A 12,366-nucleotide genomic window follows, 5' to 3' on the forward strand; every position below is an offset into this window, starting at 1 on the left:
AGATCAACAGACCCTAACACTCTTATTATAACCAAAGTGATTATAACGTTACTATAAAGTCTACCAAATCGCAATCGTTGTCGTTTACTGTAAAGGGGATGTTAATTTTATGTGAAGCAGATCAACATTTGATAAAAATTACATTTACTAAAATTTAGAGTTTGCCTAATCTTATTACTGTTATTACCCAACCCTATTTTCACCCTAACCGAGGATCCTTCTATGAAATTAAAACCTACATTATTTAAAGTCCTAGCATCTGCCAGCGCTTTAGGTATCCTGCTGTCCGGTAACGCATTGGCAGCTGATCCGATTGTCATTAAATTTTCCCATGTGGTCGCCGATGACACGCCAAAAGGGCAAGGCGCACTATTATTTAAGAAACTGGTTGAAGAAAAGTACCCTGACCAAGTTAAAGTAGAAGTCTATCCTAACTCGTCGTTATATGGCGACGGCAAAGAGATGGAAGCGCTGCTGTTAAACAACGTGCAAATGCTGGCACCGTCATTGGCCAAATTTGACAAATACTCTCCTCAACTTCAGTTGTTTGATTTGCCTTTCCTGTTTGACGACATTCAGGCTGTTGAACGCTTTGAAAAAAGCGAAGCCGGCAAAAGTTTGTTAAATACCATGACCGACAAAGGCATCACCGGCTTAGGTTATTGGAACAATGATTTAAAACAATTTTCAGCCAACAAGGAACTCAAATTGCCTAAAGATGCACGTGGCTTGAAATTCCGTGTGCAAAACTCTGAAGTATTGGATGCTCAATTCAAACAACTGAATGCCGTGCCACGCAAAATGTCGTTCAGTGAAATGTATCAAGGCTTACAAACCGGCGTTGTGAACGGTGCAGAAAATCCGTATTCCAACATCTATTCACAAAAAATTCATGAGGTGCAAAAATACATCACCGAATCCAACCACGGTTTGCTGTCTTACATGGTGATTGTCAACACTAAATTCTGGGACGGTTTGCCTCCAGAGTTACGCACGGGTTTAAGTGAAATCATGGATCAAGTCAGTGATGAAGTGAACAAAAAATCCCACGAATTCAATCTGGCGGATAAACAAAAAATCATTGATGCGAAAACCTCTGAAATTATCTACCTAACGCCGGAAGAGAGAGCACAATGGCGTGAAGCCATGCGTCCGGTCTGGAAAAAATTTGAAGATTCCATCGGTGCAGATTTAATTAAAGCTGCTGAAGCATCCAACCAACAATAACCCATAATTAACCCAAAGTGCGGTCTGAGTACCGCACTTCTCAAGCTCACGTTTTATTAAGGAGCGGCTATGCAAGCTTTCAATTTGTTGTGGGGAAAACTGGAGGAATTCATGATCACGCTATCACTGGCGTTGATGACCTTGATCACCTTCGTTTACGTCCTATTCAATAACCTTTATGCCCCATTTTTCGATCTCGCCGATGCCTATCCGTCGCTGGAGAACATTTTTCTGCCGATCGCCACTTTCTGTATGACCATTGCCCAAGAGATGACTTGGAGTGTGGCACTGACAAAACTGTTTTTTGCCATGCTGATCTTTTTTGGTGCCTCTTACGGTGTGCGTACCGCCGGACATATTGGCATCGACGTCATCGTCAAAAAATTCAGTACCCCGATACAACGTCAGATCAGCATTATCGCCTGCCTGGCTTGCTTGATTTACGCTGCGCTGATCGCTTATGCCAGCAGTCAATGGGTCAGTGCTATGCTTCAGGCGAATATCGGTGCGGAAGATTTGCAGCACTTTGGCATTAAGCTGTGGCATATCGGCTTGATTATGCCGATTGGCTTTCTGATGATTCTGATGCGCTTTGTCGAAATTTTTATACGCCTGTTAAAAGGGCAACAAAACGGTTTGGGCTTGGCCGATGAAGCCAAAGACGCCATTAAATTACAAGAAACCGAGATACATTAAGGAACTGTTATGACCGTCATATTCCTGTTTATTTGCCTGTTTGCACTCATGCTGATCGGTGTGCCGATTGCGGTGGCATTAGGCCTCTCTGGCTCGTTGATTATTATTTTGTTCAGTCAAGACTCGCTCAGCTCGGTTGCGATCAAACTGTTCGAAACTTCTGAACACTACACCTTGCTTGCCATTCCGTTTTTCTTGTTGGCAGGTGCTTTCATGACCACCGGTGGCGTTGCCCGCCGTTTAATCGACTTTGCCAATGCCACCGTCGGCCATATTCGTGGTGGTTTGGCAATCGCCTCGGTACTGGCCTGTATGCTGTTCGCTGCCCTTTCCGGCTCCAGTCCGGCAACCGTAGCTGCCGTTGGCTCAATTGCGATTGCCGGCATGGTGCGCTCCGGTTATCCGATTGAATTCGGCACCGGTATTATCTGTAATGCCGGTACGCTCGGTATTCTGATTCCACCGTCAATCGTGATGGTAGTCTATGCTGCCGCCACCGAAACCTCGGTCGGACGGCTGTTTATGGCCGGTGTCGTGCCAGGGCTGCTGCTTGGTGGCGTTTTGATGGTCGCCATTTATATCATTGCCCGCATCAAAAACCTGCCTGCACTGCCAAGAGCCTCGGTCAAAGAGTGGTTTGCCGCTGCCCGCAAAGCGCTGTGGGGTTTGATTCTGATGGTGATTATTTTAGGCGGGATTTACAGCGGCGCATTCACCCCGACTGAAGCCGCTGCTGTGGCCGCTGTTTACTCTTTCTTGGTGGCCGTGTTTGTCTATAAAGACATCAAGCTGACGGAGTGCCCGAAAGTATTGCTGGAAGCGGGTAAACTGAGCATAATGTTGATGTTTATCATCGCCAACGCAATGTTATTCGCCCATGTGTTGACCACCGAACAAATTCCACAACACCTGACCTCGTTAGTGGTGGCGATGGAGCTACAACCGTGGCAGTTCCTGATTGTGGTGAATATTATCCTGTTAATTGCCGGTGCCTTTATGGAGCCGTCAGCCATCATCTTGATTTTAGTGCCAATTCTGTTCCCAATTGCCATGCAATTAGGCATTGATCCAGTTCATTTGGGGATTATCATGGTGGTCAATATGGAAATCGGCATGATCACACCGCCGGTCGGCTTGAACCTGTTTGTCTCCTCAGCAATCACCGGTTTGAGCTTACCACAAGTGATTAAAGCAGCCAGTCCGTGGTTATTGCTGATGCTCAGCTTCCTGATTGCCGTCACCTACATTCCGACCATCTCACTAATACTGCCAAACTGGATCGGTGCAATGTAGCCAGAAACGTGTAGCCACAAACAACAACCGTACTTTATGCTTTGAAAGTGAATTCCGGCATAAAGTGCGGTTTTTTATTCGCTGCGTTCGCGTAATTTTTCACGCAGTAAGTTTTTTAATTGATTTTCTAATCGTTTATCAACACTCACCTGATATTGCGGTGAACGACAAGGACCGAACAGCCTGACCGGAAGTTGATATTGCGAATAGCCAACAATATTTGGCGACAATCTTAATTCAAAACGGCAGTTGAAATCGCTTAAACTCATTTCACCGCTGCCACTCAAATTGAGATCTTTGCCTTGTGCCGACAGCTTATTCAGATTCAAGACTGCTTGGTTCCAGCTTAACGCGGCACTGACCTGCTCAAACGGGGTTGCCACACGATCGGCGTATTTTTTTGCCCCTTGTCGAATCGGAAAATATTGACTGATTAGATCCAATAGATTCAAACCGTTTAATTCAGCTTTACTGATATTCAACGTTAAATCACCGTTGGTTAAAACGCCATCATTAAACCGCGCACTACCCGAAAAATCACTGACCCCGCTAAGCAACACCGGTAGTTGTAAAAACTCCAGCAGTGGCGACAGCGATAATCGTTTGCCTCGTAGCGCTAAAAAATTGCCCTGCGCCTGTTGCTGACCGTTAATCGCTAAAATACCGCCATTTTGCTGCAATTGCAGGGTAAAGTGCGGTTTGGATTCATGATTATCTGCAATATTATTCGGTGTGTAATGCAACACCGCACTTTCAAGCGGCAACTGATTCAACAAGCCCTGTTGCAGCACCATTTGCCACTGCGTTTGCTGCTGCGATAACGACAGTTTTTCTGCGCTCAGCGTGATGTCACGGTTATTCAAAAAATAGCCTTGCGCCATCTCAACATTCAATTGCAGCTGGTGCAGCGCCACGCCATTGGCAAAGCGTTGTGCCAGTGCGGTTAAGTGTAAACGGTTGTTTTCAACACTCTCTGCAGTCAGGCTCAGCTCGGCGAGATTATAGGATTGATCAATATGATCCAAGGTGAGAGAAACAATGTTCAGATTTAACGGTGCAATGGTTCCACCGTACAGCTCGATCTGTTTAATCTGTGGTGATAGGCTGAATAACGAAAACCAACTAAAACGTGCAATGACCTGCTGTGCGGAGAAATTCCAGCCGGGTGCTTGATAATCAAGTTGCGACAACGCAAGGGTTGGAGACGGAAAATAGCCGAAACGAGCATCAGCGATCTGTAGTCCGGGCAGCACTTGGGGTAACCGGGTTTTAAATCGATCTTGCAATTGATGAAGCTGATATAAAAAAAACACAGCAAGTGCCACAACACCCGCAATTGCAGGATATAACACTCGCTTGTTCCACATCGGCAACTAATCCTCGTTAATACGGCTTGCCACCGCACCTTGCTGATTTTTGTATTTAGCATTGCTACGGCTGTTGTACGGACGTGCTGCATCACCACTCAACACTTCAAAGCTCAGAGCGCCGATAGTCATCTTAGGACGCAATGCCAATGGCAATTTGCCGGAGTTAAAAAATTCCAATACAATTTTGCCTTCCCAACCCGGATCAATTCGGTGTGCGGTCACATGCACCATCAACCCCAAACGTGCCAACGACGAACGTCCATCCAACCAGCCGATCACATTGGCAGGCAACTTGACCGACTCGTAAGTAGTCGCCAATGCCAGAACGCCCGGATGCAGAAAAAAAGCTTCATCATCTTTCAGCAAAATTTCATCGCTCATCACGCGATCCAGCTGGGCACTCACTTCTTCTTTTGGCCCGCTTAAATCAATATAAGGGGCGCTGTATTCACGGAAAACTCGAAATGAGTTGCCCAAACACACATCCACCGTTGCGCCATTGATTTTGTCATTTTCCGGGCGTGGCTCAAGGGCAATAATGCCTTGATCTAAATAACGTTCGATATCATGATCACATAGTCTCATCGGCTACTCTCTCTATTTCTGCTTCAGCATTTGTAAAATTTGCGCTTTTAAAATATTGATTGCAATCCGGTTTTTTCCTCCGCGCGGCACAATAATATCAGCAAACTGTTTTGATGGCTGAATAAACTGTAAAAACATCGGGCGCACAGTTTTACGATACTGCGAAACGACCGATTCCAAACTACGTCCACGCTCCTGCATATCACGTTGCAAGCGGCGGATAAAACAGATATCCAACGGTGCATCAACAAAAATTGAAGCGTTTAATTCATTGCGTAACCGCTCATCAGTCAACAGCAAAATCCCTTCCAAAATAATGACCCGACGCGGTTTAAATTCACGACTGTTAGCGGTACGAGTATGCTCTACATAGCTGTATTCTGGCACTTGAATCGTCTCTCCACGCTTCAGTTGCTGCAAATGTGACACCAACAAGTCATGATCCATCGAACTGGGGTGATCATAGTTGGTTTCGATGCGCTGCTCGAATGACAGATGGCTTTGATCTTTGTAGTAAGAGTCTTCCGAAATAATCCCGATATCGGTGCCACCGACCTCTTCGCACAGCTCTTTATGAATGGTGGAGGCGATTAAACTCTTGCCCGATGCAGAAGCACCGGCAATAGCGATGATAAGCGGAGTTTGCTGCGTCGTGGCGTTTGAGGTGCTGTTCATAATGCGATCCTTTAAAAAATTTCATAAATTATAACAAAACTTTAGAGCAAAGACACTCAGCGAATCAGGCATAAACCGAATAGACTTTGAATTTATTGTTCTTAGCCAGCACACGGTGCTCACCAAAGGCTCGATCGAGCAGCTCCGGATACGGCAAAAACGCATTCGCCACAATCCGCAACTCACCACCCTGAGTTAAAAACCACTTCGCCTGTGCAATCAACTCTTGTGCCGCACGATATGCGGTGTCAACCCCGTCATGAAACGGTGGGTTAGAAATAATCAAATCAAATTTGCCTTGCAGATCAGAAAATACATCGCTGGCAACCACTTCGCCCGCCAAGCCATTTTGTTGCAAAGTGCGGTTGGCAGAGGCTAATGCCATGGCATGGATATCACTCATCACCAACTCAATGTCCGGATTTTGCTGCTTCAAATATGCACCGATTACCCCAACACCACACCCCAAATCCAACACCCGCCCAGACACTGGTTGATCTAAGGTAGAAAGTAAAAGTGCGGTTCCCATATCCAGCTCGGCAGCACTGAACACGCCCGGCAGACTGTAAAGCGTTAACCCAGCTAAATCGGCACGCTGATAGCTTTTCCAGTAGCGTTGCAGATTAAATTCCGGCACATTTTGTAATTGAAAATGGTATAAGCCACAACGCCGCGCCGAATCAATTTTGTGAATGTTGCCCAGCGGCTGTAACATCTTTTCCACCGAACGCACACCGCTGCGATTTTCGCCGATCACCAACATCTCTTGCCCGACCGCTGCCAAAGACAGCAGTTGCGTCAGCTGAAAAGCACTTTCTTGTTTGTTTTTTCCCCAATAATAGACAATCACTTCAGCACGATGAGTAGTTTCGATACTAAACTCTGCCGCAACCGCACTTTGCACACGCCGCACATAGTCATAATAGCTGCTGACCACTTGTACCGAGCGGCTCTGAGTTAATTGAGCCGGAAAATCATCATTAAGACTGCCGGCAAATAAAACCGATTTCTCGGCAAAAAATGGCAAATGGCGTTGTAAAACTTGGCTTTCGACTGAAATCACACTATAAATCCCGCAGGTTATTGGTTAAAATTGTCGGCCATTATAATATGTTTTCAGCTGCTTTTTTATCTATCTTTGCCATTATCGGTAAAAATGATTGAGGATCGCTATGTCTTTTTCCGAAGCGCCGCTTTCTGGAGCACCATCAATGCCGCAGCGTCGCGCACTATTGCTACAACAAATGGGTATTGAGCAATGGACACTGCGCCGTCCACAAGCCTTGCAAGGTGCGTCGTCGATTACGCTCGGCGAATCTGTTCGTTTATTGATTATCAGTGACATCCCACCAACCGCAAGCGGGTTTTTAGCCGATGTCTACCGTGCGTTAGGCATTCAAGCGCAACAATGTGTGCTGCTGACCCACGAACAACTTGCCCGCTTAAAACTCTCGCAGCCTGTTGCGCTGTGGTTTGTCGGTAACAGCCCGGATTTGAGTGATTCCGCTCAAGCAACACTGAAAGCGATGCCACAAATAACTACCGCACTTTGGCAAACCTTGCAACAAAGTCCACAGGCAAAACGCCAACTGTGGCAGCAACTGCAACAATTTCAACTACAAGGCGATGCACGATGATTGACATTCTGCCACTACAACCTGCTGATTTCGAACGCATCTATCAAATCGAACAACTGGCGCACCTGACACCGTGGTCAAAAGGCACATTGCTGAATAATCAGGGCGAACGCTATCTGAATTTAAAACTACTAAAAGACAAGCAACTGATTGGTTTCACCATTTGCCAAACCGTATTGGACGAAGCCACGTTGTTCAACATTGCCATTGATCCGGCATACCAACAACAGCGCCTGGGTGAACAGCTACTGCAACAATTGATTGCCGAGCTACGCCAACGTGCAGTACTGACCCTGTGGCTGGAAGTTCGCCAATCCAATGTCGCAGCACAAAAATTGTATGATCGACTGGGGTTTAATCTGGTGACCCAACGAAAAAATTATTATCCGACTATCGATGGCAAGCGTGAAGATGCATTGGTGATGGCACTTTATCTTTAACGCTATTATTGAGCACATAAAAAAACCGTTATTAGATAAAACAACGGTTTTCAAATAAAATAGATGTCGAAACCAGCAAAAGTGCGGTTAGGCTTTCTTCAAAAACTCCGATTTCAGTGCCAAGCTGACACCGTCAATTTTGCAATCAACATTGTGATCAGAATCGACCAGCCGAATATTTTTCGCCTTGCTACCTTTTTTCAGTACCAACGATGAGCCCTTGACTTTCAGATCCTTGATTAAAATCACCGAATCGCCGTCTTGCAGCTGATTGCCGTTGCTGTCTTTAACAATAAATTCATCACTGCTTTGCGCAGCCTCTTCACCACTCCACTCGTTGCCGCAGTCCGGGCACACAAAATGAATGGTATCGTGATAAACATATTCCCCGTTACATTTCGGGCAATTTGGCATTTGGTCCATAATTTTTCCTCTTATAAAATTCGGGCGCAGTATAGCATAAAAAAACGCTTTGTGCGGCAAACACAAAGCGTTGTGGTTCTCGTTGTCAAGCTTATGCTACAACACCGAATTTTTCTTTCACAAAAGCTTCAAAATCGGTGCAGCCGCCGATTGGTTTTTCATCGACAAAAATTTGCGGCACGGTTTGTACCTCTTTGCCGACTGATTTGGATAAATCGGCTTTGCTGATGCCTTCAGCGATAATATCCACATAACGATATTCAAAATCGTCGCGGCTATTTTGCAATTTTTCCGCCAACTCTTTTGCACGCACACAATACGGACAGCCCGGACGGCCAAAAATAACAGTAAACATAATTTTACTCCTGATAATAGTAAATGAAATGAGATCGGCTTTATTCTATCCGATCAAGCGCCGAATCAGAAAAGATTTTTCTGCATCGCTTTGATTAGTGTAATATATCAACACTTATTGACAACCGGAGAGTTAACAATGGCCGCCATCAATTCAACCATTCAAACCGCACTTTCGCATCGTTCGATTCGCAAATTCAGTCCACAGCCGATTGCGGCAGAAACGCTGCAAACCTTGTTCGAATGCGCCCGCGCCGCCTCCAGCTCAAACCACTTGCAATGTGTGTCAATTATTCGCATAACCGATACTGCATTGCGGGAAAAACTGAAACACTGCGCTTCTGATCAACAGTATATTGTGGATGCTGCGGAATTCCTGGTGTTTTGTATCGATTTTCAGCGTCATCACCAAATTTTGCCACAAGCACAAACTGACTATACTGAAGTGTTGATGATCGGCTGCGTCGACAGCGGTATTATGGCGCAAAATTTACTGCTCAGTGCTGAATCGCTGGGGCTGGGTGGGGTGTATATCGGCGCACTGCGTAACAACATCGCCGAAGTGGGTGAATTATTGGGTTTGCCGCAACATGTGATTCCGCTGGTGGGGCTGTGCTTAGGCTATCCGGCACAAGATCCACCGCAAAAACCGCGTCTGCCACTCGAGGTTTTAGTCAGTGAAAATCAATACCACAGTTTGAATCCGCAAATTTTACAGCAGTATGATCAAAAAGTGGCGGATTACTACTGGCAACGCAACCAAATTGAGATGGATTGGTCGCGTAATGTGATAAAAAGTTTGAATAAGCCGGTGCGCCCGCACGTGTTGGCTTATTTGCAACAACAAGGTTATGCCAAAAAATAAGATATAAGGCGATTTTTATGAAATTGTTAATGCTTTGCCGCGAGCCACGCTTATACAGTTGCCAGCGGCTGCTGGAAGCGGCCACGACTTGTGGTCACACATTGGATATTATCGATCCGAACCGTTGTTTGCTGAAACTGGATCAAAACCAATCCGGACAGTTCAAAATTTATTACCAAGCACGGTTTGACCAACCCCCTTATTTACTGCCGCACTATGATGCGGTGATCCCCCGTTTCGGATCTGCCAGCACCTCCATGGGTTGTGCGCTGTTGCGCCATTTCGAAGCCTTGAAAATTCCGTGCTTAAACGGTTCGCAAGCATTTTTGAATGCGCGCGATAAATGGCACAGCTTAATGTTGTTGCAGCAGCAAAATATCGCAGTCCCCGCCAGTGCGCTGTGTGGCAATGAATTTGATGCCAAGTATGCAGTCGAGCAGGTGCGTTCCCCGACGATTTTAAAAACGCTGTCCGGTTCACAAGGCATCGGCGTGATGCTGGCGGAGAAAAGGCAAAGTGCGGTCAGCATTTTAGAGACCTTGAAACAAGCCAATATTGCTTCGTTATTGCAAGATTTTATCGGCGAAGCCAACGGCTCGGATATCCGTTGTTTTGTGGTCGGAGATAAAATTATCGCCAGTATGCAGCGCAGTGGACAAAACGGCGAATTTCGCGCCAATGCCCACCGTGGCGGGCAAGCCCAGTTGATTCCGCTAAGTGCCGAAGAAAAAGCCATTGCTCTGAAAGCCGCACAGATTTTAGGCTTAGAAGTTGCCGGCGTGGATATTATCCGTTCCAATCAAGGACCGCTAATTTTAGAAGTCAACGCCAGTCCGGGCTTGGAATTGATCGAAAAAACCAGCAAAATCGATATCGCACTACAGATGATTATCTATTTGGAAAAATTGATACACACTGAGCTTATTTAACATGATTTTATTGGGAATACAGTTGCCTGATACACATAAATTGTTTAAGGTTATCGCACCTGACCAAACTTTTATAGGAAACAACATATGATTATTTATCTGCACGGTTTCGACTCCACCAGTCCCGGTAACTATGAAAAAATTATGCAGCTCAAGTTTATCGATTCGGATGTCCGTTTTGTCAACTACAGCACGCTGCACCCGCGCCACGATATGCAGCACTTGTTGAATGAAGTGCATAAACTGGTGAGTGAGAGCAAAGATCCGGCGCCACTGATCTGTGGTGTCGGACTGGGTGGCTACTGGGCAGAACGGATCGGTTTTCTGTGCGGTATCAAGCAAGCGATTTTCAATCCAAATCTGTTCCCATATGAAAATATGAGCGGCAAAATCGATCGCCCGGAAGAGTACCAAGACATCGCCACCAAATGCGTCAACAACTTTCGTGAAAAAAATAAAGGTAAGTGTTTGGTCTTTCTTTCGACTGAAGACGGTATTCTAAATTCACAACGCAGCGCCGATACCCTGTCGCCGTTCTATCAAATCGTCTGGGACGACAAAGAGAGCCATAAATTCAAAAAAATCTCACAACATCTGCAACGAATTGCTGAATTTAAGCAACAAGATTAACTGTAAGATCAACAGACCCTAGCCAAAAGGCGGATAGTTGCCGCCTTATAAACAATAAAACTCCAACGGCAAGCCGTCTGGATCTTGAAAGAAGGTGAATTGTTTGCCGGTCAGCGGATCAATGCGAATCGGTTCGCATTCTATTTGATGTTGTGCTAAATATTTGACCGCACTTTGGATATTGTCGACCTTAAACGCCAAATGTCTTAAGCCGCAAGCTTCCGGTCGACTGACACGCGCTGGTGGTTCGGGGAAAGAGAATAGTTCAATCTGGCTGCCATCGGCAAATGCCAGATCCAATTTGTAGCTTTGCCGTTCGGCACGGTAAGTTTCTGCCAGAATACGGGCGCCCAAGATCTCGCAATAAAACCGTTTAGAGCGCAAGTAATCCGACACAATGATCGCAACATGGTGAAAACCAAGAATCGGAGTTGCTGCAACCGCACTTGTCATTTTTTAGCCAATCACACGCTTAATGAATAACGCGACGTGACTGAGTGTAATTTCTCGCCCAGTAATTTTCGGATAAAGAACTGGTGGTTACCCCTTGGCTGGTGCTGGCATGGATAAACTGATTACCGCCAATATAAATTCCGACATGGTTGTTATTACGGAAAAAAACCAAGTCGCCGAATTCCAATTCGCTTTTATTAATTTTACTGCCGACATAGCGCTGTTCAGCGGTGCTGCGTGGCATTGACATACCGAAGGCACGATCAAATGCATTCAGCACAAAGGCAGAACAATCGATGCCTTGTTTGGTGGTGCCGCCCATACGGTAGCGTACACCCTGCCAATTGTTATAAAAATCATGCAGCTTAGCAAACTGATCCAAGGTGACCCCATTACCGATATTTTCCGGTAAGTTGGTGCGAATTCGTCCTTCTTGCGCTTGAGAACTCGAACTCATGTGTGATCCGCTGTTGCTACATGCCGTTACCGTGGCTATTGCCAAAATTAAAAGTATTTTGCGTAACATCATAGTATGGTTTTAAAAGTTAAAAAGAGTATGGTTTTAAAAGTTAAAATGAGAAAACAAAAACGTGTCGATTTTACGGGAGGATGGTATTTTTATCCAGTTAAACATTGTTTTTTCCTCTGGTTTACACTATTTTTTTGACGCACTTCAAAAAATTATTCAAAAAATCGAGCGATCGCTAGACTAGGGTCTGTTGATCTTTGTTTATATTTTGAGTTGTTGTTTAAAATGAGCACAATCTAGGCGTAAGCCGAAATCAATAG

The 12,366-nt window shown here is 45.5% G+C and carries 16 protein-coding genes; 8 read left to right on the plus strand and 8 right to left on the minus strand.

The genetic code is table 11. From position 1 onward, the window contains the following. The first annotated feature begins 222 nt into the window (after nucleotides 1-222). The 3 genes from FHQ30_RS07500 to dctM all read left to right on the plus strand — a co-directional run bounded on the left by FHQ30_RS07500 (nucleotide 223) and on the right by dctM (nucleotide 3,216). Nucleotides 223-1,227 carry a TRAP transporter substrate-binding protein gene (locus tag FHQ30_RS07500; RefSeq protein WP_139610938.1) on the plus strand — a complete coding sequence of 335 codons (1,005 nt, stop codon included), beginning with the start codon at nucleotides 223-225 and terminating at the stop codon, nucleotides 1,225-1,227. Between the two features lie 69 nt (nucleotides 1,228-1,296). Further along, entirely contained in the window at nucleotides 1,297-1,923 is a 627-nt protein-coding gene (locus FHQ30_RS07505; protein WP_139610939.1) for a TRAP transporter small permease, read from the plus strand. A 9-nt stretch (nucleotides 1,924-1,932) separates the two neighbouring features. Next, the gene (dctM, locus tag FHQ30_RS07510) at nucleotides 1,933-3,216 is read left to right on the plus strand and encodes a C4-dicarboxylate TRAP transporter large permease protein DctM (RefSeq protein WP_139610940.1); all 1,284 of its coding nucleotides are present in this window, start codon (nucleotides 1,933-1,935) and stop codon (nucleotides 3,214-3,216) included. Nucleotides 3,217-3,290: 74 nt separating this feature from the next. Here dctM and FHQ30_RS07515 read toward each other — a convergent pair whose 3' ends face one another. The 4 genes from FHQ30_RS07515 to rsmC form a co-directional block, all read right to left on the minus strand. Next, nucleotides 3,291-4,583 carry a hypothetical protein gene (locus tag FHQ30_RS07515; RefSeq protein WP_139610941.1) on the minus strand — a complete coding sequence of 431 codons (1,293 nt, stop codon included), beginning with the start codon at nucleotides 4,581-4,583 and terminating at the stop codon, nucleotides 3,291-3,293. A gap of 6 nt (nucleotides 4,584-4,589) precedes the next feature. After that, complete coding sequence (gene dcd / locus FHQ30_RS07520) at nucleotides 4,590-5,171, minus strand: dCTP deaminase (RefSeq protein WP_132964293.1); 582 nt, start codon at nucleotides 5,169-5,171, stop codon at nucleotides 4,590-4,592. A 12-nt stretch (nucleotides 5,172-5,183) separates the two neighbouring features. Continuing rightward, nucleotides 5,184-5,846: a uridine kinase gene (gene udk / locus FHQ30_RS07525; RefSeq protein WP_132964295.1), complete on the minus strand. Its 663-nt coding sequence runs from the start codon at nucleotides 5,844-5,846 to the stop codon at nucleotides 5,184-5,186. A gap of 64 nt (nucleotides 5,847-5,910) precedes the next feature. Beyond that, on the minus strand, nucleotides 5,911-6,909 hold the full coding sequence (gene rsmC / locus FHQ30_RS07530; protein ID WP_139610942.1) for a 16S rRNA (guanine(1207)-N(2))-methyltransferase RsmC: 999 nt from the start codon (nucleotides 6,907-6,909) through the stop codon (nucleotides 5,911-5,913). 109 nt (nucleotides 6,910-7,018) lie between these two features. Between rsmC and FHQ30_RS07535 the strand changes: the two genes are divergently transcribed. Both FHQ30_RS07535 and rimI read left to right on the plus strand, forming a co-directional pair. Beyond that, complete coding sequence (locus tag FHQ30_RS07535) at nucleotides 7,019-7,483, plus strand: DNA polymerase III subunit psi (protein ID WP_139610943.1); 465 nt, start codon at nucleotides 7,019-7,021, stop codon at nucleotides 7,481-7,483. Further along, complete coding sequence (rimI, locus tag FHQ30_RS07540; protein ID WP_139610944.1) at nucleotides 7,480-7,923, plus strand: ribosomal protein S18-alanine N-acetyltransferase; 444 nt, start codon at nucleotides 7,480-7,482, stop codon at nucleotides 7,921-7,923. Before FHQ30_RS07535 ends, rimI begins: the two co-directional genes overlap by 4 nt. Before the next feature lie 87 nt (nucleotides 7,924-8,010). Here the strand turns inward: rimI and FHQ30_RS07545 are convergent, their stop codons facing one another. Further along, nucleotides 8,011-8,346 (minus strand): zinc ribbon domain-containing protein YjdM, encoded by a 336-nt coding sequence (locus FHQ30_RS07545; RefSeq protein WP_139609361.1) that lies wholly within the window; start codon nucleotides 8,344-8,346, stop codon nucleotides 8,011-8,013. 91 nt (nucleotides 8,347-8,437) lie between these two features. Next, entirely contained in the window at nucleotides 8,438-8,701 is a 264-nt protein-coding gene (locus tag FHQ30_RS07550) for a GrxA family glutaredoxin (protein ID WP_132964304.1), read from the minus strand. Between the two features lie 138 nt (nucleotides 8,702-8,839). Here FHQ30_RS07550 and nfsA point away from each other — a divergent pair, with 138 nt between their 5' ends. The 3 genes from nfsA (at nucleotide 8,840) to ycfP (ending at nucleotide 11,124) form a co-directional block, all read left to right on the plus strand. Further along, on the plus strand, nucleotides 8,840-9,565 hold the full coding sequence (gene nfsA / locus FHQ30_RS07555; protein ID WP_139610945.1) for an oxygen-insensitive NADPH nitroreductase: 726 nt from the start codon (nucleotides 8,840-8,842) through the stop codon (nucleotides 9,563-9,565). A 17-nt stretch (nucleotides 9,566-9,582) separates the two neighbouring features. After that, a complete protein-coding gene (locus FHQ30_RS07560) occupies nucleotides 9,583-10,494 on the plus strand; it encodes a RimK family alpha-L-glutamate ligase (protein WP_139610946.1) in 912 nt (303 codons plus the stop codon). Between the two features lie 87 nt (nucleotides 10,495-10,581). Continuing rightward, nucleotides 10,582-11,124, plus strand: coding sequence for an alpha/beta hydrolase YcfP (gene ycfP / locus FHQ30_RS07565; protein ID WP_139610947.1), 543 nt, complete (start codon nucleotides 10,582-10,584; stop codon nucleotides 11,122-11,124). A gap of 45 nt (nucleotides 11,125-11,169) precedes the next feature. Here the strand turns inward: ycfP and gloA2 are convergent, their stop codons facing one another. Continuing rightward, nucleotides 11,170-11,577 carry an SMU1112c/YaeR family gloxylase I-like metalloprotein gene (gene gloA2, locus FHQ30_RS07570; RefSeq protein WP_139610948.1) on the minus strand — a complete coding sequence of 136 codons (408 nt, stop codon included), beginning with the start codon at nucleotides 11,575-11,577 and terminating at the stop codon, nucleotides 11,170-11,172. A 19-nt stretch (nucleotides 11,578-11,596) separates the two neighbouring features. Beyond that, complete coding sequence (locus FHQ30_RS07575; protein WP_132964765.1) at nucleotides 11,597-12,103, minus strand: NlpC/P60 family protein; 507 nt, start codon at nucleotides 12,101-12,103, stop codon at nucleotides 11,597-11,599. Nucleotides 12,104-12,366 lie beyond the last annotated feature (263 nt).

Source organism: Testudinibacter sp. 'clade 2' (genome assembly GCF_006227735.1).
GTDB lineage: Bacteria > Pseudomonadota > Gammaproteobacteria > Enterobacterales > Pasteurellaceae > Chelonobacter.